Here is a 20,879-nt window from a genome sequence, read left to right as displayed (position 1 = left end):
ACCAGGAGAACCACCATGCACGACAAACTGATCGAACTGACCGGGGTCGCCAAGACCTTCCGCAGCGCCGACGGCGCCCCCCGCACCGTCCTGGACGGCGTCGACTTCGCGCTGCACGACGGCGAGATCGTCGCGCTGCTGGGCAAGTCCGGTTCCGGCAAGTCGACGCTGCTGCGCATCGTCGCGGGCCTGGCCCGGCCCGATGCGGGCAGCGCCGCCTACCGCGGCCGCCCGATCAACGGCCCCTTGTCGGGCGTGGCGATGGTGTTCCAGTCCTTCGCGCTATTCCCCTGGCTGACCGTGCAGCAGAACGTGGAGCTCGGACTCGAGGCGCAGGGCGTGGCGCCGGCCGAACGGCGCGCCCGCGCCGACGCCATGCTGGAACTGATCGGCCTGGCCGGCTTCGGCGGCGCGCTGCCGCGCGAACTGTCCGGCGGCATGCGCCAGCGGGTCGGCATCGCGCGCGCCCTCGTCACCAATCCGGACGTGCTGCTGATGGACGAAGCCTTCTCGGCGCTCGACGTGCTCACGGGCGAGACGCTGCGCAACGACATCCTGGGCCTGTGGGACGGCGCGAGCATCCCCACGCGCGGCATCCTGGTGGTGTCGCACAATATCGAGGAAGCGGTGATGATGGCGGACCGCATCGTGATCCTGTCCAGCGATCCGGGCCGCGTGCGCAGCGAGATCCGGATCGACCTGCCGCGCCCGCGCGACGCCGACTCCCCGGCCGTGCGCGCGCTGATCGACGAGGTCTACGGCTTGATGACGATGCGCGCGCCGGCGCCCGCGCCGCCGGGCCGCCCATCCGCCGCCGGCGCCGACTGGCGCCTGCCGGCGGCCGACGTCGCGCGCATCGAGAGCGTGCTGGAACTGCTGGCGGGCAGCCCGTTCGACGGCCGCGCCGACCTGCCGCAGCTGTCGGAAGACGCGGCGCTGCCGGACGAGGAACTGTTCCCGGCCTACGAGGCGCTGGCCATGCTGGGCCTGGCCCAGGTCGAGGGCGGCGACATCGCGCTGACGGCGCTGGGGCGCCATTACGTCCATGCCGGCCAGGCGCTGCGCCAGTCGCTGTTCGGGCGCCAGCTCTTGACCGAGGTCCCGCTGACGGCGCGCATCTGCCGCCAGCTGCGCGAGGAACCGGAACGCGTGCTGGCCGAGGAAAGGGTGCTGGCGCTGCTGGAAGAAACGCTGGAGGCCGAGCAGGCCAGGCGGATGCTGGAAGTGGCCGTGGAATGGGGGCGCTACGGGGAGTTGTACGAGTACGATTACCACACGGGGCGCTTGAAGCTGCCCGCGGCCTGATCCGCGTAGGGTGGACGGCTTGGCCGTCCACGCGTTCAACGGAGGCATGCGTTTCCGCGGGGCCGGCATTGGCTGAACGCGGGGCCGGCACTGGCCGAACGCGTGGACGGCACAGCCGTCCACCCTACCGGTGCCCGGGCTCAATCGTAGGGTAGGCACCACGTGCCCACCATGCGTTCCCGCGGCGTCTCAGGCCGCGAGCCCGAGCGCCCGCTTCTGCAGCACCACCAGCTCGCGGATGCCCCCCTCCGCCAGGTCCAGCAGGCGGTTCATGCCGGCGCGGTCGAACGCCTCGCCCTCGGCCGTGCCCTGCACCTCGACGAAGTGGCCCGCTTCCGTCATGACGACGTTCATGTCGGTGTCGCAGCTGGAGTCCTCGACGTAGTCCAGGTCCAGCATCGGTACGCCGCCCACCACGCCGACCGAGATCGCGGCGACGAAGTGCTTGACGGGGACGGCCGGCAGCAGGCCCGCCGCCACCAGGCGCGAGAACGCGTCGTAGGCGGCGACCATCGCGCCCGTGATGGACGCCGTGCGGGTGCCGCCGTCGGCCTGGATCACGTCGCAGTCGAGGTGCAGCGTGCGTTCGCCGAAGGCCTGCAGGTCGAAGGCGGCGCGCAGCGAGCGGCCGATCAGGCGCTGGATTTCCTGGGTGCGGCCGGACTGCTTGCCGCGCGCGGCCTCGCGGTCCATGCGCGTGTGGGTCGAGCGCGGCAGCATGCCGTATTCCGCCGTCATCCAGCCTTGCCCCTTGCCCTTCAGGAAGCCCGGCACCTTCTCTTCGATGCTGGCGGTGCAGATCACCTTGGTATCGCCGCACTCGATGAGGACCGATCCTTCGGCGTGCTTGGTGTAGGCGCGGGTGATGCGGATGACGCGCAGCTGGTCGACGGTGCGGCCGCTGGGGCGGGTGGTGGCGCTCATGGGAATCCTTTGTCCTTGTTGCTTGGTGGGCCAGTATAAATTGTTTATTTGAGCAGCTGCGAGGACTTCTCGATGGCGTCGCGGATCTCGGCGATCGCCTTTTCGATGTCGTCCTCGTCGAACGGGTCCGCTTCGCCATCGCTGCCGTCGCCGCGGCCTGCCATGCGGGTCGTGACCTCGCCTTCCTGCAGCAGCTGGGTCGAGACGACGCCGGCAGCGCCGGCAGCGCCCTGCGCGTGTTCGCCCTGCCACTGGATCGCCAGCGCCGTCGTGTTGTCGGCGCGGCCGCCGGCGATCGACGTCGCCATGGCCACCATCTCCGGTACCGCCTGCACCACGCCGCGGCTGGACAATTGGTGCGCGATCTCGGTGTCGGGCAGGACCGACCACAGGCCGTCGGAGCACAGCAGCAGCATGTCGCCCGGCTGCAGGCTGGCCTGGCGCGACAACTCGACGCGCGGCGCGGCGTTGGCGCCCAGGCAGCTGTACAGCTTGTTGCGGTCGGGGTGGGTATTGCGCTCGGACGGATCGGCCAGGCCCTTGGCGATCAGGTGCTCCAGGTGCGAGTGGTCGCGCGTCCTGGCCAGCACCTGGCCGCGCCGCATCCAGTACAGGCGCGAGTCGCCGCAATGCGCCCACACGGCGCAGTTGTGCTGCACGAGGCAGGCGACGATGGTCGTGCGCGGATTGTCCGGCATGGCGCGCTCGCGCGCATAGCGCACGATGTCCTGGTGCGCCTGCAGAAGCGCATCCTCGAGGAAGCGTTCGGGCTTGCGCACATAGGGCGTGGCCTGGGCGCGGAACAGCGCCGACAGGCTTTGCAGGGCGATGGCGGCGGCGATCTCGCCGCGCGCGTGGCCGCCCATGCCGTCCGCCAGCACCAGCAGCAGCGCCTCGCGCGTGTACACGTAGCCCATGCGGTCCTGGTTGACCGCGCGTCCTCCTATATGGCTTTGCTGGTAAACCGAGAATTGCATCGCACCCTCCGCTGTTCAGGCGCGGCCGCGGCCGAAGCCGATGCGGTCGACCAGGCCGCGCCAGCCCGATGCCGGCGGCTGCTTCTGCTCCTGCTCCTGGTTTTGCTCCTGCTCCTGCTCCGGCAGGCCCCGTTCCTCGTCGCCGCCGCGCGCTTGCGCCAGGCCGGCCTGCAGCGTCTTCTGCACGGCGAACACGCTTTGCGGGCGCGCCAGCGGATCGAGCGCCAGGCAGGACTTCACCAGCGCCACCAGGTCCGGAGAATAGTCCCCGCCGAGCTGCGCGCACTGCGCGTCCATGCGGTCGTCCGTGCGGCGCTGGTCGGCCGGTTGCGGCGGCGTGCCCGCCATGCAGGCATACAGGGCGGCGCCGATGCTGTAGATATCGGTCCACGGCCCCAGCGCGACCGCCTTGCTGGTCAGCTCGGGCGCCGCGAAGCCGGGCGTGTACATGGGCGTGAGCGTCGGGGAATCCGTATGGATGGTCTGGCGCGCCGCGCCGAAGTCGAGCAGCATGGGCGAGCCGTCGGTACGCAGGTAGATATTGGCCGGCTTCAGGTCCAGGTGCAGCAGCTTGTTGGCATGCACTTCGCGCAGGCCGGCGCACACGCCCATGAAGATGCGGCGGATGAAGGCCTCGCCCGCGCGGCTGCCGCGCGCGCCGAGCCGCGCCGCGTATTCCTGCAGCGAATGGCCCGATTCGTAGGCCATGACCATGTACACGGTGTCGTTGGCGCGGAAGAAGTTCAGCACGCGCACGACGTTCGGATGGACGATGCGCGCCAGCGCCCTGCCCTCCTCGAAGAAGCATTTCAGGCCGATGCGGAACACGGGCAGATTGGGCTTGGCGACGGCCGGCACCAGCTCGCCGGGCTGGCGCAGCGCCAGGCCGCTGGGGAGATATTCCTTGACTGCAACTGCATTGCCATCGCAATCATATGCAAGATAAACAATACTGAACCCGCCGGACGCAATTTTCTTTACAATGCGATATCCACCAATTTCCAGCCCATCGGGCAGGGGTGCGTTATTTTGTGCAGCCATGTGGGAAAAGTATTCCTTGCTAAACACGGCGATTGTGTGGATAAATCACCGCTTTGTAAAGAATAAAGGGAGCTCGGCAACCCCTTGTCGGCGCGGGCCAACGGCGGACCGGCAGCGCGGCGCACGGTGGTGAGGCGAGATTCCATGAAACCCGGGGATTCCATTGAGCATTTCTAGCATGACAGGTTATGCGGTAGCCACCAGCGAAGGGGCTGCCGGGACACTGACGATCGAGATCAAGAGCGTCAATTCACGCTTCCTCGACTTGCAGTTCCGCATCAACGACGAGTTGCGCGCGCTGGAACCGGACCTGCGCTCCGCGATCATGGCCGCCATCACGCGCGGCAAAGTCGAAGTCCGCCTGTCGTTCGGCCGCAAGGCCGCGGCCGGGTCGCAAGTCCTGAACCACGAACTGCTGGCCGACCTGGCCCGCCTGCAGGGCGAGGTCACGCGCCACTTCGTGTCGGCGCCGCCGATGACCGTGGCCGAACTGCTGCGCTGGCCCGGCGTCATCGAGGAAGCGCAGGTCGGCCAGGAGTCGCTCCAGGCCGACGTCGCCGCGCTCGCCGCGAAAACGATTGCGGCCTTCGTCGACAGCCGCCGCCGCGAAGGCGCGGCGCTGGAAGCCATGCTGGTCTCGCGCATCGAGTCGATGGAAGCCATCGTCAAGCGCATCACGCCGCTGATCCCGCAAGTCATCTCCCAGTTCCAGCAGAAGGCCGTCGAGCGCATGCAGGATGCGCTGGGCCTGGCCGGCCACGGCAACCCGACCGTGCTCACGCGCCAGGAAGTGTTCGAGCGCATCCGCCAGGAAGTGACCCTGTACGGTATCCGCATCGACGTCTCGGAAGAACTGTCGCGCCTGACCGCGCACCTGAACGAGACCCGTCACATCCTCAAGAAGGGCGGCCAGGTCGGCAAGCGCCTGGACTTCATGATGCAGGAACTGAACCGCGAAGCGAACACGCTGGGCGCCAAGGCGTCGGTGAAGGAGCTGGCGGATGCGTCGATGGAGCTCAAGCTGCTCATCGAGCAGATGCGCGAGCAGGTCCAGAACCTCGAATAAGGTGTGCGGCCAGCAGGCCGTGTTGGACGCGTGGACGGCGGAGCCGTCCACCCTACGTAGGGTGGACAGCTTCGCTGTCCACGCGTTCAATTGCATTCTGCAATACCGGAATGCGACAATACGCGAATCACACGTAATAAAAGGAACCCACCATGCTCACCAACGCCTTCTCCGGCAGCCTGTTCGTCGTCGCCGCCCCTTCCGGCGCCGGCAAATCGACCCTGGTCAATGCGCTGCTGGCGCAGGAACCGGGCATCAAGCTGTCGATCTCGACCACGACGCGTCCGCCGCGCCCGGGCGAACAGGACGGCCGCGAATACCACTTCACGAGCGCCGAGGACTTCGTCGCCCGCGCCGAGCGCGGCGAGTTCCTGGAGTGGGCCGAGGTGCACGGCAATTACTACGGCACGAGCCGCCTGACCGTGGAACAGGAAATGAAGACGGGCACCGACATCCTGCTGGAGATCGACTGGCAGGGCGCGCGCCAGGTGAAGAAGCAGTTCCCGGACGCGGCCGGCATCTTCATCCTGCCGCCGTCGATCGCGGCGCTGGAAGAACGGCTGAACAAGCGCGGCACCGACGAACCGCACATCATCACGCGGCGCCTGCTGGCGGCGGGAGGCGAGATCGCTCACGCTCCCGAGTTCGAATATGCTATCATCAACGAAGAGTTCAACGTCGCCCTATCCGAGCTGCAAGCAATTGTCAAAGCGACACGCCTGCGCTTCGCCCAGCAAGCCGCCCGCAATTGCGAGCTGTTCGCCCAGCTGGGAATCCACGCACTGCAACCAAACACCTGAAATCCGGCTCGGAACATTCGTCCCGCCAGCACCATTTTTCTGATTAGTCCGTCTAGGAGTTAGCACCATGGCCCGTATCACCATCGAAGATTGCCTGAAGAACGTCCCGAACCGTTTCCAGCTGACCCTGGCCGCCACCTACCGCGCGCGCCAGCTGCTGCAGGGCCACACCCCGAAGGTCGAAGCGAAAGACAAGCCGACCGTCGTCGCCCTGCGTGAAATCGCCGCAGGCAAGGTCGGCCTGGAAATGCTGAAGAAAGTCCCGATGTAATAGACCAGGGATGACTCTGGTTTAACCGATCGTCACGATCACCCGTCGTCCCCGCGCAGGCGGGGGCCCAATTTAGCAAGCGTATCGGCAATGCAAATTGGGTCCCCGCCTTCGCGGGGACGACGTCGTTAAGGCCCCTGGCAGCACCCCCCGCCGAGCGACTTCCGGTACCTGGATTCGACCGGCGCGTTATTCTGATATCCTGCTTCCATATACAGCGGCTGATTAAATTGCGTATGAATTTGTCTTCACCGGACTCCGTCCACTCAGGCACCACTTCCCAAGCGAACCGGCCCGGCCGTTCCGCCAAGCCGCAGGAAGCCGATACGGCGAGCGCCCCGGGTGTCGCGTCGATCACCCACCTGGCCAACAAGCTGGCCGAATACCTCACGCCCGTCGAACTCAAGCGCGTCAAGGAAGCCTACCGCTTCTCGGACGAGATGCACCTCGGCCAGGTGCGCAAGTCGGGCGAGCCCTATATTTCGCACCCGATCGCCGTCGCCGAGATCTGCGCCGACTGGAAGCTGGACGCCCAGGCCATCATGGCCGCGCTGCTGCACGATGTGATCGAGGACCAGGACGTCAAGAAGGAAGAGCTGATCGAGCGCTTCGGCCCGCAGGTCGCGAACCTCGTCGACGGCCTGTCCAAGCTGGAAAAGATCGAGTTCCAGAGCGTCGTCGAGGCGCAGGCGGAAAACTTCCGCAAGATGCTGCTGGCGATGGCGTCGGACGTGCGCGTCATCCTCATCAAGCTGGCCGACCGCCTGCACAATATGCGCACGCTGGGCGTGATGGTCCCGGCCAAGAAGCGCCGCATCGCCGGCGAGACGATGGAAGTCTACGTGCCCATCGCCCACCGCCTCGGCCTGAACGACATCTACCGCGAGCTGCAGGACCTGTCCTTCTCGCACCTGTACCCGCTGCGCTACCAGACCTTGTCCAAGGCGATCAAGGCGGCGCGCGGCAACCGCCGCGAAGTGGTCAAGAAGATCCTCGACGCGGTCAAGAACCAGCTGGCCACGGCCGGCATCCAGGCCGAGGTCTACGGCCGCGAAAAGACGCTGTTCGGCATCTACAAGAAGATGCGCAACAAGCACCTGTCGTTCTCGCAGGTGCTGGACGTGTACGGCTTCCGCGTCGTGGTCGACTCGATCCCGAACTGTTACGTGGCGCTGGGCACCCTGCACGCCCTGTACAAGCCCATGCCGGGCAAGTTCAAGGACTACATCGCGATCCGCAAGATCAACGGCTACCAGTCGCTGCACACCACCCTCATCGGCCCCTACGGCACCCCGGTCGAATTCCAGATCCGCACCCAGGACATGCACCGCACGGCGGAATCCGGCGTGGCCGCGCACTGGCTGTACAAGACGGGCGACCAGAACATGTCCGACCTGCAGCAGCGTACTCACGCCTGGCTGCAGTCGCTGCTCGACATCCAGCAGCAGACGGGCGACTCGGCCGAATTCCTCGAACACGTCAAGGTCGACCTGTTCCCGGATTCCGTCTACGTGTTCACGCCCAAGTCGAAGATCATCGCCCTGCCGCGCGGCGCCACCCCGCTGGACTTCGCCTACAGCATCCACACGGGCATCGGCGACCACACGGTGGGCGTCAAGATCAACCACGAACCGGCGTCGCTGCGCACGGAGCTGCACAACGGCGACATCGTCGAGATCGAGACCGACCCGCAATCGCGCCCGAGCCCGACCTGGCTGAGTTTTGTCCGCACCGGCAAGGCGCGCTCGGCGATCCGCCACCACCTGCGCACGGTCAACCTGAACGAATCCGTCGAACTGGGCCAGGAACTGCTGGCCCAGTCGCTGGCCCAGCTGGGCGTCACGGCCGAGCTGACGCCGGCGACCATCGAGCGCCTGCTGGCCGAATCCTCGGCCAAGTCGATGGAAGAGCTGTACGCCGACCTCGGCATCGGCAAGCGCATGCCGGCGCTGGTGGCGCGCCACATCTTCGGCCTGATGGACGGCGACGTCGACGCCCTGCCCGCGCAACCGAGCAGCGGCGGCGAACTGGACCCCGTCACGATCTACGGCAGCGAAGGGGTGGCCGTGCAGCTGGCGCCGTGCTGCCTGCCGATCCCGGGCGACCAGATCATCGGCCAGCTGCGCCGCGACCAGGGCCTGGTCGTGCACACGTCCGACTGCTCGCAGGCCCAGCGCCTGCGCCTGAAGGAACCGGACCGCTGGATCGCCGTGCGCTGGGGCGAGGAACTGAACCGCCGCTTCGACTGCCGCATCCGCCTCCTGATCAACAACGAGAAGGGCATCCTGGCCCGCGTGGCGGCCGAGATCGGCGAATCCGACGCCAACATCACCTATGTGGGCATGGACGAGGACGACGAAGCCATGATGACGCAGCTGCGCTTCACCATCCAGGTGAAGGACCGCGTGCACCTGGCCCACCTGATCCGCAACCTGCGCCGCGTGGCGGGCGTGAACCGCGTGGAGCGCGAGCGGACCTGAACGCCGTAGCGGCTCCGTGTCGGTAGGGTGGACGGCTTGCCGTCCACGCGTTCGACGCAAGCATACATATCGACATAGTCGCCGCTGCCTGCACGCGTGGACGGCAGAGCCGTCCACCCTACCATGTCACGCCATCGTCGTACGTAAAGCCAGAATCCGGTCGAACGCCGCGCACGCGCCCGCGCATGCGTCGGCGATCTCCTCCGGCGAGCGCACGTTCGCGCGCAGCGCCTGCATGAAGGCGCGCCAGCGCGGCCCCGGGCCGGCGTCGTCTCCCTTCAGGTAACGCAGCGGATGCGGCGCCAGCCGCGCATGCAGGCGGCCGTACAGCACGGCGCCGCCCAGCTGCGATCCTTCCACCACGTAGGCCACACCCCAGCGCCATGCAGGGCTGGCATCCTGCGGCCAGGCCGCGGCGTCCGCCGGCAGGGCGGATGGGGGCATGCCCGGCTCGTCCAGATCAGCTTGCAGCAGCGCCAGGCGCTTGTCGTTGTCGAAGCGGGCATCGGCCTGAGGGCCGTCCTCGACATGGCGCAGCCAGTCCTGCAGCGGCGCCAGCCAGGCGCGCAACAGCGTCAGGTGGGCCGCGTAATCGGCCAGCGACGCGTCGTCCTTGCCGATCGGGAGGCCGCTGTCGAGCGCTTCGTGGCGCGTCTGGGTGGCGGCGCGCAGCGCGGCCAGCGGGTCGGGGCCGCATGCGAGATCGGTGGAGCCGTCCATCAGTCCGCAACCGGTTCCGGATACTCGACGGCGACGATTTCCAGCTCGTCGACACCCAGGGGCGTGTTCAGGGTGACGACATCCCCCTCGCGCGCCTTGGTCAGCGCGCGCGCCACCGGCGACACCCAGCTGATGAGGCCGCGCAGCGGATCGAGCTCGTCGATGCCGACGATGGTCACCGTATGCTCTTCCCCCGCCTTGTTGACGTACGTGACGGTGGCGCCGAAGAACACCTGGTCGTTGCCGTAATGCACGGACGGATCGACGACGAAGGCCGAATCGAGGCGCTTGGTGAGGAAGCGGATGCGCCGGTCGATCTCGCGCAGGCGGCGCTTGCCGTAGATGTAGTCGCCGTTTTCCGAGCGGTCGCCGTTCGAGGCGGCCCAGTGCACGATGCGCACGACCTCGGGACGGTCGACGTCGATCAGCTGCAGCAGCTCGTCCTTGATGGCCTTGTGGCCGGCCGGCGTGATGTAGTTCTTGGAGCCGGCGGGAATCGCCTGGGCGAGCGCCAACGCCTCGGCGTCATCGTCGTCGTTGTCCGACTCTTTTACGAATGCTTTGTTCATGCCGCCATTCTAGCGCCAGATGGTCAGCCGGGACGCGAGCACGCTAGGCCGGGTTCCTGTTTCATATTTACCGTATCATTCAGGCATGACTCGCCCCGCCACACGAAGCCTTGTCGCACCGTTGGTCTACCTGGCAGCCCTCGTCCTGCTGCTCGAGGAATGGTGCTGGAATGCCGGCCTGCGCCTGTGCCGCGCTATTGCGCGCTGCTTCGCGCGCTGGCCGCTGCTGGCGGCGCTGGAGCGGCGCGTGCGCGCGCTGCCGCCGTACGCGGCCCTGTGCGCCTTCGTGCTGCCCGGGCTGCTGCTGTTTCCCGTCAAGCTGCTGGCCCTGTGGGCGATCGCCAAGGGCCATGCGGCATCCGGCGTCGCCTGCTTCGTCGCCGCCAAGCTGGGCGGCGCGGCCGTGGTGGCCCGGCTGTATGCGCTGACGCTGCCGACGCTGCTGGCCGTCGGCTGGTTCGCGCGCTGCCATGGCTCCTTCATGCGCATCAAGAACCGCTGCATCGCCTACCTGCGCGCAAGCCGCGCCTATGCCGGCACGACCCGCGCCTTGCGCGCGGCCAGGCTGAACTGGCGCCGCTGGCGCCGCCGCCCCCGTCCCGGACCGGCCTTCGGCAGCCGCGACGGCAGCCACGTGGCGCGCGTGCTGCGCCGTTTCATCGTCCAGTGGCGCGCCCGGCGCCGCTGATCCACCATCCGCCCAGACCAAGAGCCCGACATGAGCCTCAACCTCCCTGTTTCCGGCACCGCCCAGTCGCCCACCCTCGCCCCCGAGCTGCAGTCCGGCATCAGCGACGTCTACCTGTTCGATGCCGCCACCTTGCTGCTGGTCGACGCCAGCGCCGCGGCGCAGGCCAGCCTGGGCTACGATGCTGAGGCGCTGCGCACGATGACCCCGTTCGACCTGGCGCCGGAACTGGAGCGCGGCAAGCTGGAAGACCTGCTGGAAGGCTTGAGCCAGGATGCCGGCGCCCACGACAGCCTGCGCACCCAGTTCCAGCGCGCCGACGGCGGCAGCTATCCGGCCAAGCTGCACTTCCTGCGCGTGGTGCGCGACGGCCGCCGCCTGCTGCTGGCGATCGACGACGACCTGGCGCTGGTGTACGCCGTCGCCACCGCGCTGGAACAGTACCAGGCCCATTTCGACGCCGTGGTCGACCACACGCCGGGCCTGGTCTACCAGTTCGTGCAGTACGACGACGGCCGCGTCGCCTTCCCCTACCTGAGCGAAGGCTGCGGCGCGCTGCTGGGCATGTCGGCGGCCGAACTGCAGGAGGCGCCGCAGCGCTTCCTGGAACTGATCCTGCCGGAAGACCGCAACGACTACCTCGACGAACTGGCCGCCTCGCAATCCGAACTGACCACGCTGAACTGGGAAGGCCGCATCTGGATCGACGCCTGGAAGGACGTCAAGTGGATCAACCTGCGCGCCACCCCGCTGCCGCTGGAAGACGGCACGCAGTGGGACGGCTTCATGACCAATATCACGGCCAGCCGCCTGGAGCAGGAAGAGATCCGCGCCTCGCGCGCGCGCCTGGCCGAGTTGAACGAGCACATCGAGCAGGTGAAGGAACAGGAACGCGCCCGCATCGCGCGCGAGATCCACGACGACCTGGGCGGCAACCTCACGGCGATCAAGATGGCGCTGGCGATGCTGGCCGAACGCCTGCCCGACGACCCCGCCTTGCGCGACAAGGCGCGCTACCTGGACGACCTGGTCGACCGCAGCATCGAGGCCGTGCAGCGCATCGCCCTCGATTTGCGCCCGGCCATGCTGGACCTGGGCATCGTCGCCGCGCTCGGCTGGCAGGCCCAGGAATTCGAGAAGCGCATGGGCATTCCCTGCATCTTCTGCAGCAACACCAAGGAAGTCGCGCTCGACCCGGACCATGCGGCCGCGTTGTTCCGCATCTTCCAGGAAGCGCTGACGAATATCGCCAAGCATGCCGAGGCGACCCGCGTGACGGTGGACCTCGACCGCCAGGGCCGCGACTTGCTCCTCACCATCTGCGATAATGGACGCGGCATCGCGCCTTCCGACCGTCTCAAGCCGCAGTCCTTCGGCCTGCGCGGCATGAGCGAACGGGCCCGGGCCCTGGGCGGCACCCTGACCTTGTCGCCGGCCCCCGGCGGTGGCACGATGGTGGCAGTGAAGATCCGGCTGGACGCGCCGCAGGCGGCCGGCCAACCCTCGACAACGACAGCATGAGCGACAAGACCAGCATCCGCGTTTTTATTGCCGACGACCACGCCATCGTGCGCGAAGGCCTGAAACAGATCCTCGCCGAGCAGCGCGACATTGCCGTCACCGGCGAGGCGGAAACGGGGCTGGATGCCGTCAAGCTGTTCCGCAAGTCGCGCTGCAACGTGCTGTTGCTGGACATCTCCCTGCCCGACCGCAACGGTATCGAGGTCCTCAAGCAGATCAAGAAGGACAAGCCGGAACTGGCCGTGCTGATGCTGTCGATGCACCGCGAGGACCAGTACGCGATCCGCGCCCTGAAGGCCGGCGCCGCCGGCTACCTCACCAAGCAGAGCGCGCCGCGCGAGCTGGTCACGGCGATCCGCCAGGTGGCCTCCGGCCAGCGCTACGTGAGCCCCGTGCTGGCCCAGGTGCTGGCGGCCCAGGTCGGCGACGACCACGAGGCGGCCCCGCACGAAGGCCTGTCCGACCGCGAATACCAGACGCTGACCATGATCGCCTCCGGCAAGACCGTCAGCGAGATCGCGGGCGAATTGTCGCTGTCGGTGAAGACCGTCAGCGAATACCGCTCGCGGCTCTTATCTAAAATGAAACTCAAAACGAGTGCCGAATTGACGCATTACGCCATCCGCAACCAGTTGGTCGATTAATCTTTTGATCACACGCAAGTTGTAAGGACAAGACTACGCGGTAATTCAGTGGTTTTTCCCTGAATCAAGTCTTGCAACTTCCAGTACCATGACGGACATAATTATTCGAAGTTGCATCGTCCATCATGTCCAGCACCACGAACCCGCCAGGCGGCCAGAACCCGGCAGACATTGCCCGCGAAGCCTTCAAGCGCCTGGCCCTGCGCCGCATCGCGCCGACGCCCGAGGCCTACCGCGACATCTATAACGAAATCCTCGGCATCGCCGCCGAACCGGCCCCCGTTCCCGTGCCGGCGCCGGCCCCGGCACCCGACCACGGCGCCGAGAACGTCCTGTCCGGCTTCGCCACCCGCCTCGTCGAGACGCCCGGCGAGCTGGCCGACTTCGGCATGCGCCTGAACCGCGCCGTCAAGCAGCGCGACTGGGAAGGCTACGCGCGCACGCTGTCGCAGCTGGCGGAAAAACACCTGCGCCGCCACACCCACCCGGTGATGGCGCTGGGCGTGGAGGACGCCGAAGCGAAGCTGCTGCGCGACGCCCTCGGCCGTACGCTGACCTTCGCCGTCGCCGCCCTGCTGCCGCCCAAGTCGCCGCTGGCGAACGAAGCGGAAGCGCTGGGCGCGGCGCTCAAGACGGCGCAGGGCGATGACGCGCTGCAGGACATCGCGCGGCGCCTGAAGGAACTGTGCTATCAGATCGAACTCAAGAGCGGCGACCTGGGCGAGCAGCAGGAATTGCTGCTGCGCCTGTTCAAACTGTTGCTGGAAAACGTCAGCGAGCTGCTGGACGACGACAGCTGGATGCGGGGACAGGTCGCCGCCGTGCAGGACCTCATCTCCGGCCCGCTCGACGGGCGCGCGCTGGAAGACGCCACGCGCAGCCTGAAGGACGTGATCTACAAGCAGGGCCAGCTGAAGCACGGCATCGCCGACGTGCGCTCGACCGTCAAGAACATGATGATGACGTTCATCGACCGCCTCGGCTCGGTGGCGGCCTCGACGGGCGACTTCCAGGAAAAGATCGGCCGCTTCTCGGACCGCATCCGCGGCGCCTCGAACATCGAGGAACTGAACGAGGTGCTGGAAGAAGTGCTGCGCGAGACCCGCAGCGTGCAGGCCGAGGCGCTGGATTCGCGCGACCGCATGCTGGCCGCGCACCAGGAAGTGCAGGAAGCCGAGGCGCGCATCCGCGAGCTGGAAGCCAAGCTGCAGCATATGAGCGAACTGGTGCGCGAAGACCAGCTGACGGGCAGCCTGAACCGCCGCGGCCTGGACGATGTGTTCGAACGCGAAACGGCCCGCGCCGACCGCCGCGGCACGCCGCTGTGCGTCGCCCTGCTCGACCTGGACAATTTCAAGAAGCTCAACGACACCTACGGCCACATCGCCGGCGACGGCGCCCTGCGCCACCTGGTGAAGGTGGTCAAGGACACGCTGCGCTCGATGGACGTGATCGCCCGCTTCGGCGGCGAGGAATTCCTGATCCTGCTGCCCGAAACGACGGTCGAAGCCGCCACGGCCGCGATGGTGCGCGTGCAGCGCGAGCTGACGCGGCACTTCTTCCTGCACGATAACGAGAAGATGCTCATTACCTTCTCGTGCGGCGTCGCGTTGCGGCACCAGAACGAGGAGCAGGCGTCGTTGATGGCCAGGGCCGATCGGGCGATGTACCTGGCCAAGCAGAGCGGCAAGAACCGGGTGGTGGTGGCCGACTGAGCCATCCTTGCCCTAACGATTCATACCAGCGGCGCCGCGGCGCCTCCTCCATCCATGGCCATCCTTCATCGTACCCGCAAGCTGACCGCCCTCGTCCCCCGCTACGCCGCACGCTTTTCCTGCATCGGCCCGGCCTGCGAGGATTCCTGCTGCTCCGGCTGGAGCGTTCATCTCGACAAGAAAACCTACAAGGCCTATCGCCAGCAGACCGACACCGTGCTCGGTCCGCTGATGGCGCAGAACGTGATGCGCGAACCTGACACGGCGGGCGCCAAGCGCTATGGCGTAATCCGTCTGCAGGGACCGCAACAGGACTGCTCGCTGCTGGAAGGCCGCCTGTGCGCAGTTCACAAGCACCTCGACGAAAGCTTCCTGTCCGACGTCTGCTTCAGCTTCCCGCGCGCCACCCGCCTCTTCGCCGGTCAGACCGAGCAGGCGCTGACGCTATCCTGCCCCGAGGCCGCGCGCCTGGCCCTGCTGGCCGCGGATGCCTTCGAGTTCACTGAGGCCCCGATCGCGGTGCGCGACAACACCGTCGACACGATCCAGCCCCAGTACGGCCTGTCGCTCGATCAGATGAACGAGACACGCATCCTCTGCCTGAACCTGATGCGTACCGAGGACCTGGCAATCTGGCAAAGGCTGGCCATTCTGGGCGTGTTCTGTGACGAACTCACACGGCTGATCCAAAATGGCAGGCAGGCGGAACTGTCAGCCTTGCTGGAACGTACGGTTGCCACGCTCGAGAACGGCGAACTACTGTCCGCGCTCGACCTGATCCGTCCGAACTACCAGGCCCAAGCCATGGTATTCGCGACTCTGTGGGCCGCGAAAGGATTTACCACGATCTCACCCATGCACGCTGCCATGCTCGACCGTATTGCACAAGGCCTCGGTGCCGACCAGCACGGGCAGGTCGCCGCCGCCGCCCTGGTCGATGCCTATGTGCATGGGTTGGCGCGCCTGGACGAGGCACTGAAACTGGCCCCCTACCTGCTCGGCAATTACCTGTTGAACGATATGTTCCTCAACTGGTTCCCGCTCAACGGCAGCTCGCCTTACCGCAATTACCTGCAGCTAGTTGCCCGTTTCGGCCTGCTGCGCTTCATGCTGGCGGCCCAATGCGCAGCGGATGGCGCGCTAGCGGCCCCTGAAACCCTAGTCTCCACCGTCCAGCTGTATTGCCGTCGCTTCGAGCACGACCCCGTTTTTGGTAAGGAAGTCAACCAGTCGCTTGAGGACAGCGGCTGGGGGGAGCTGGATAAATTGTTCGGTTTCCTGCGCAGCTAGGCCAGCGTCAAAAAAATTTATGGTCGGCCCTAAACTTTTTCCGCAGGGCACCGTTACCCAAAACAACGGCGGTTTGAATGTCACGGAACAGTGTGACAGACCAAAGTGAACCAGTGGCACGTCGCCACACCCCGCAAGACCTAAGTCGAGAGAGACTAACATGGCATCCGTAATCAATACCAATGTCGCATCCCTGAACGCCCAACGTAACCTGTCGTCGTCGCAAGCTTCGCTGAACACCTCGATCCAGCGCCTGTCCTCGGGCCTGCGCATCAACAGCGCAAAAGACGACGCCGCAGGACTGGCGATCTCGGACCGCATGAATTCGCAGATCAAGGGCATGAACCAGGCGACCCGCAATGCGAACGACGGCGTGTCGATGGCCCAAACCGCTGAAGGCGCCCTGGCAAGCTCAGGCAATATCCTGCAGCGTATCCGCGAACTGGCAGTGCAATCGTCGAACTCGTCGAACTCCGCCAGCGACCGCAAGGCGCTGCAGACCGAAGTCACCCAGCTGACCTCGGAACTGAACCGCATCTCGAACACCACCGAATTCAACGGCCAGAAGCTGCTGGACGGCACCATGGGCACCGCCAACTTCCAGGTCGGCGCCAATGCGGGCCAGCTGATCTCGATGAACGGTGCGAACTTCCAGACCAACACCTATGGCGACAACCGCCTGCAGAAGGACGCAGCCGCCATTTCCGCGACTGCCGCCGTTGCTACCGGCAAGGAAATCAAGATCTCGGGCTATCTGGGCACCGGTTCGTACACCACCAAGGCTGGCGACACCGCCAAGGACGTGGCGGCCGGCATCAACGCCGCCTCGGGCGACTCCGGCGTCACTGCCACCGCCCGCACCGACGCGCTGCTGAAAGGTACCGCCAGCACCGCGTACACGATGTCGCTGAAGGGCGACAACGGCACCGCCGTCGACATCTCGTTCTCGATCGGTGCCACCACCGACGCCAACGGCTACGCCGCCGCGATCAGCGCCTTCAACGCGCAGTCGGCCAAGACCGGCGTCACCGCGTCGTTCGCGGATGGCGGCGTGAAGCTGACCCATGAATCGGGCAACACGATCGAGCTCGCGACCGCCGGCACCGGCGCCACCCTGACCAAGTACCTGGGTACCGGCAAGGCAGACACGACCCCTGTGGCTATCGCCGCCGCCGGCGTCAAGGCACTGGGCCGCATCACCATGGACTCGGAAAACAGCTTCGCGGTCACCGATGCCGGCCCCTCGACTCTCGGCCTGGACGGCAACTCGAAGCTGAATGCCGTGTCGGACCTGGACATCAGCACCTTCGACGGCGCCCAGCTCGCCATCAAGATCGCCGATGCAGCCCTGTCGAAGGTCAACGGCCAGCGCGCTGAATACGGTGCACTGCAATCGCGCTTCGATTCGGCAATCTCGAACCTGGCAACCTCGACCGAGAACCTGTCGGCATCGAAGAGCCGCATCACCGACACCGACTTCGCTTCGGAAACCGCGAACATGACCCGCGGCCAGATCCTGCAGCAAGCCGGTACCTCGATGCTGGCCCAGGCGAACTCGCTGCCGAACGGTGTCCTGTCGCTGCTGCGTGGCTAATCATTGAAATAAGTCACAAGTTAGTGCAGTAAGCGGTTCCTCGGCTGAAGAAATTCAGCCGAGGAATTTTTGCTAAGGGAACTCAACATGAACATCCAACCCGTTGGTTCGCCCGTCACCACGAAGATCGAAGAACGTCCGGCCCAGGCTGTCGACCAGCAAGGGGCCGTGTCTTCCGTGGCAAGCAAAGCCAAGTCCGATGGCCCGGAACCGTCGCGCGAAGACGTGACCGACGCCGTCAAGAAGCTCAACGAATCCATGCTGGGTTCGGCGCAGAGCCTGGAATTCTCGATCGACGAAGACACCAAGGACATCGTCGTCAAGGTGATCGACCAGGATACCAAGGAAGTCGTGCGCCAGATGCCGTCCAAGGAAGCGCTGGAAATCGCCAAGTCGCTCGACAAGATGCGTGGCCTGTTGATCAACCAGACTGCCTGATTGCCGGTCGTACCGCATCGGAAAGCCGCTGCCGCCCATGGGGCGCCAGCGGCTTTTTCTTTTCCCGCACCAGCTCAACCGTTCGAATTTGAATTGGATGGGATTTCCTGCTCTCAAGTACGAATTGCCGCTGCCGTTAATGACTTACATTATCGCTTTCACAGGAGAAAGAAGTGGGACTCAGTTCATCCGGTATCGGCTCAGGCCTCCCCGTCGACAGCCTCGTCAGCCAGCTGATGGCGGCCGAGTCCGCGCCTCTGAACAATTACGACTCGAAGACGGCGGCCTACCAGACCAAGCTGCAGGCCTATAGCCAGGTCAGCTCGGCCGTCGGTACCTTCCAGGCCGCCCTGACCTCGCTGAATTCGTCCTCGACCTTCAGCGCGCTGTCGACTTCCTCCACCAACAAGGATCTCGTGTCGGCCACGGCCAGCGCCAGCGCGGTGCCCGGCAAATACACGGTCAACGTGACCCAGCTGGCGCAGGCCCAGAGCCTGATCACGGGCGGCAAGGCCAGCACCAGCGCCATGATCGGCGCCGGCGCGAAAACCACGTTGTCCTTCTCCTTCGGCACGGTGACCGGTGGCACGTTCGGCACCAAGGGCAGCCCGCTCGCGCTCGGCGTAGCGTCGTCCGGCATCGCCAACGGCTCGCTGACCATCAACGGGACCACGATCAGCACCAACGGCACGACGCGCAGCGCGCGCGACCTGGCCGCGGTGATCAACGATGAAAGCGACGTCACCGGCGTGGTCGCCAAGGCCGGTACGACGACGACGTCGGCCGACCTGTTCAAGACCTTCGGCGACGTCACCGTCACCAACGGCAGCTACAAGCTGACGGTCGGCGGTGTCGACCTCGCATCGGCCGTGGACGGCGACACGGTCGGCGCCGCGTCGATCGACGCGTCCCTGGCCAGCACGGCCACCAAGAACGCGCTGGCCGCCGCCAATATCACCGTCACCGGTTCGGCCGCCGACGGCACCCTGCAATTCCTGGCGGCAGACGGCTCCAACATCAGCGTGACCGAATCGGTGACCGGCGCCGTCACGGGCGGTATCGGACTGAGCGATAAGGCCACAAACAAGGGCTCGACGACCACCGCGACGGCCGGCGTCACCCTGAGCTCCGCCGACGGCAGCCAGATCACCGTCGGCGGCACCAATCCGGCCGCCGCCGGCCTGACCGCAGGCAGCGGCGGCAGCTACCTCGACTCCGGGTTCTCGCAAGACGGCTCGCAGAACATGGGCACCGTCACGCTCGATGCCAAGGACCAGTCGCTGCAAGGTATCCGCGACGCCATCAACAAGGCGAACATCGGCATCACCGCGACCGTCGTCTCGGACGGCGGCGCCAACCCGTACCACCTCGTCATCACCTCGAACAAGACGGGCGCCAGCTCGGCGATGAAGATCAGCGTCGGCGGCGTCGACGGCCAGGCGCCGGATGCCGCCATCGCCAGCCTGCTCGGCTACGATCCGGGCGGCGTGCAGAACCTGACGCAGACCTCCGGCGCCCAGGACACCAAGCTGACCATGAACGGCATCGAGGTCACGAGCAAGAGCACCACGGTGTCCGACGCGATCCAGGGCGTCAGCCTCGATGTGAGTGGCCTCGGCAAGAGTACGCTCACCGTGTCGAAGGACACGGCGTCCGTCTCGACCGCGGTCAATGCCTTCGTCAAGGCCTACAACGACCTGAACTCGACGATGTCGAAACTGACCGCCTATAACGCCGACACCAAGACCGGCGCCGTCCTGCAGGGCGACTCGTCGGTACGTTCGATCCAGTCGCAGCTGCGGCGCCAGCTCACGGCGACGGTCGAGGGCCTTGGCGGCAAGCTGACCAACCTGAGCCAGGTGGGCATCTCGTTCCAGAAGGACGGCAGCCTGGCCGTGAATTCGACCAAGCTGAACGACGCCATCACCAACAACTTCGAGGACATCGGCGGACTGTTCGCGGCGATGGGTTCGGCCAGCGACGGCAACATCAGCTTCGACAAGTCGACCGCGGCCACCAAGGCGGGCGAGTACGCGATCAACATCACGAAGATGGCGGCCCAGGGGTCGCTGACCAGCGCCAATGCGCTGAGCGGCTCGACAAAGATCGCGTCCAACACCACCTGGACGGTGACGCTGAACCAGACCGACCCGGCCACGGAGACGAAGGTGCAGAACATCTCGATCCCGGCCGGCACCTACGACAACACCCAGCTCGCGGCCGTCCTGCGCGCGGCGATCAACGGCAATTCAACCTTCTCCGGCGCGGGCGACTCGGTCGAGACGTCCGTCGGCACCGACGGCAAACTGAAGATCTCGTCCAGCAAATTCGGCGACATGTCGAGCCTGTCAATCGCCAGCGTCACCGGCACCAGCGTCAGCGACATCTTCGGCAGCGCCACGCCGGTCAAGGGCAACGACGTCGAAGGCACGATCGGCGGCGTGGCCGCCACCGGCAATGGCCAGACCCTGACCGCCGCCGGCGGGTCGCCGGCCGAGGGCATCCAGCTGACGATCAAGAGCGGCGACGTGGGCGACCGCGGCACCGTCACGTTCTCGCAGGGCTACGCCTACCAGCTGACCAACCTGACGGCGACCTTCACCGGCAAGGACAGCATCCTGCAGGGCAAGACCGACGGCATCAACGCCAGCATCAAGTCCGTGGCCGACCAGCGCGACAAGTTCAGCCAGCGCCTGACCGCCATCGAAGCCCGCTACCGCGCCCAATTCACCGCACTCGACACGATGCTGCAGTCGATGCAAAGCACGCAAGCCTATCTTACCCAGCAACTCGCGGCCATCGCCGCCAACAGCTAACACTGAATCACGGAGAAACC

At 66.2% G+C, this 20,879-nt stretch carries 18 protein-coding genes; 13 read left to right on the top strand and 5 right to left on the bottom strand.

From position 1 onward, the window contains the following. Positions 1-15: 15 nt before the first annotated feature. A complete protein-coding gene (locus QPK32_RS06295; RefSeq protein ID WP_290411926.1) occupies positions 16-1,305 on the top strand; it encodes a nitrate/sulfonate/bicarbonate ABC transporter ATP-binding protein in 1,290 nt (429 codons plus the stop codon). A 189-nt stretch (positions 1,306-1,494) separates the two neighbouring features. Here the strand turns inward: QPK32_RS06295 and rph are convergent, their stop codons facing one another. Genes rph through QPK32_RS06280 form a run of 3 tightly spaced genes read right to left on the bottom strand, consistent with a single transcriptional unit; the run spans position 1,495 to position 4,247 of the window. Next, positions 1,495-2,229 carry a ribonuclease PH gene (gene rph / locus QPK32_RS06290; protein WP_290411925.1) on the bottom strand — a complete coding sequence of 245 codons (735 nt, stop codon included), beginning with the start codon at positions 2,227-2,229 and terminating at the stop codon, positions 1,495-1,497. Positions 2,230-2,273: 44 nt separating this feature from the next. Next, a complete protein-coding gene (locus tag QPK32_RS06285; RefSeq protein WP_290411924.1) occupies positions 2,274-3,206 on the bottom strand; it encodes a PP2C family serine/threonine-protein phosphatase in 933 nt (310 codons plus the stop codon). A gap of 15 nt (positions 3,207-3,221) precedes the next feature. Continuing rightward, entirely contained in the window at positions 3,222-4,247 is a 1,026-nt protein-coding gene (locus tag QPK32_RS06280; protein WP_290411923.1) for a serine/threonine-protein kinase, read from the bottom strand. A 178-nt stretch (positions 4,248-4,425) separates the two neighbouring features. Here QPK32_RS06280 and QPK32_RS06275 point away from each other — a divergent pair, with 178 nt between their 5' ends. The 4 genes from QPK32_RS06275 (at position 4,426) to QPK32_RS06260 (ending at position 8,864) form a co-directional block, all read left to right on the top strand. Beyond that, positions 4,426-5,313, top strand: a complete 888-nt coding sequence (locus QPK32_RS06275; RefSeq protein ID WP_290411922.1) for a YicC/YloC family endoribonuclease — start codon at positions 4,426-4,428, stop codon at positions 5,311-5,313. A 152-nt stretch (positions 5,314-5,465) separates the two neighbouring features. Next, positions 5,466-6,113: a guanylate kinase gene (gmk, locus tag QPK32_RS06270; RefSeq protein ID WP_290411921.1), complete on the top strand. Its 648-nt coding sequence runs from the start codon at positions 5,466-5,468 to the stop codon at positions 6,111-6,113. A gap of 67 nt (positions 6,114-6,180) precedes the next feature. Then, positions 6,181-6,384 (top strand): DNA-directed RNA polymerase subunit omega, encoded by a 204-nt coding sequence (gene rpoZ, locus QPK32_RS06265; RefSeq protein WP_005665923.1) that lies wholly within the window; start codon positions 6,181-6,183, stop codon positions 6,382-6,384. A 236-nt stretch (positions 6,385-6,620) separates the two neighbouring features. Next, positions 6,621-8,864 carry a bifunctional (p)ppGpp synthetase/guanosine-3',5'-bis(diphosphate) 3'-pyrophosphohydrolase gene (locus QPK32_RS06260; protein ID WP_290411920.1) on the top strand — a complete coding sequence of 748 codons (2,244 nt, stop codon included), beginning with the start codon at positions 6,621-6,623 and terminating at the stop codon, positions 8,862-8,864. Between the two features lie 126 nt (positions 8,865-8,990). Here QPK32_RS06260 and QPK32_RS06255 read toward each other — a convergent pair whose 3' ends face one another. Beyond that, positions 8,991-9,584 (bottom strand): biliverdin-producing heme oxygenase, encoded by a 594-nt coding sequence (locus tag QPK32_RS06255; protein ID WP_290411919.1) that lies wholly within the window; start codon positions 9,582-9,584, stop codon positions 8,991-8,993. Next, positions 9,584-10,153: a transcription elongation factor GreB gene (gene greB / locus QPK32_RS06250; RefSeq protein ID WP_290411918.1), complete on the bottom strand. Its 570-nt coding sequence runs from the start codon at positions 10,151-10,153 to the stop codon at positions 9,584-9,586. Before greB ends, QPK32_RS06255 begins: the two co-directional genes overlap by 1 nt. Positions 10,154-10,274: 121 nt before the next feature. Between greB and QPK32_RS06245 the strand changes: the two genes are divergently transcribed. The 8 genes from QPK32_RS06245 to fliD all read left to right on the top strand — a co-directional run bounded on the left by QPK32_RS06245 (position 10,275) and on the right by fliD (position 20,859). After that, entirely contained in the window at positions 10,275-10,841 is a 567-nt protein-coding gene (locus tag QPK32_RS06245) for a hypothetical protein (RefSeq protein ID WP_290411917.1), read from the top strand. A 30-nt stretch (positions 10,842-10,871) separates the two neighbouring features. Then, positions 10,872-12,362: a PAS domain-containing sensor histidine kinase gene (locus QPK32_RS06240; RefSeq protein ID WP_290411916.1), complete on the top strand. Its 1,491-nt coding sequence runs from the start codon at positions 10,872-10,874 to the stop codon at positions 12,360-12,362. Beyond that, positions 12,359-13,006, top strand: a complete 648-nt coding sequence (locus tag QPK32_RS06235; protein ID WP_290411915.1) for a response regulator transcription factor — start codon at positions 12,359-12,361, stop codon at positions 13,004-13,006. The genes QPK32_RS06240 and QPK32_RS06235 overlap by 4 nt, the downstream gene beginning before the upstream one ends. Before the next feature lie 125 nt (positions 13,007-13,131). Further along, positions 13,132-14,721 (top strand): GGDEF domain-containing protein, encoded by a 1,590-nt coding sequence (locus QPK32_RS06230; RefSeq protein ID WP_290411914.1) that lies wholly within the window; start codon positions 13,132-13,134, stop codon positions 14,719-14,721. A 54-nt stretch (positions 14,722-14,775) separates the two neighbouring features. Next, positions 14,776-16,011, top strand: a complete 1,236-nt coding sequence (fliB, locus tag QPK32_RS06225; RefSeq protein WP_290411913.1) for a flagellin lysine-N-methylase — start codon at positions 14,776-14,778, stop codon at positions 16,009-16,011. Positions 16,012-16,171: 160 nt separating this feature from the next. Then, the gene (locus QPK32_RS06220; RefSeq protein WP_290411912.1) at positions 16,172-17,605 is read left to right on the top strand and encodes a flagellin; all 1,434 of its coding nucleotides are present in this window, start codon (positions 16,172-16,174) and stop codon (positions 17,603-17,605) included. A gap of 87 nt (positions 17,606-17,692) precedes the next feature. Then, entirely contained in the window at positions 17,693-18,043 is a 351-nt protein-coding gene (locus tag QPK32_RS06215) for a flagellar protein FlaG (protein ID WP_290411911.1), read from the top strand. Between the two features lie 173 nt (positions 18,044-18,216). Then, the gene (gene fliD, locus QPK32_RS06210) at positions 18,217-20,859 is read left to right on the top strand and encodes a flagellar filament capping protein FliD (protein ID WP_290411910.1); all 2,643 of its coding nucleotides are present in this window, start codon (positions 18,217-18,219) and stop codon (positions 20,857-20,859) included. Positions 20,860-20,879: the final 20 nt, after the last annotated feature.

Origin of the sequence: Massilia sp. YIM B02763 (assembly GCF_030412015.1) — a bacterium.
Taxonomy (GTDB): Bacteria; Pseudomonadota; Gammaproteobacteria; order Burkholderiales; family Burkholderiaceae_D; genus Telluria.
Note: the sequence above shows the minus strand (reverse complement) of the source record. Positions and strands in the feature narration are given on the sequence as shown.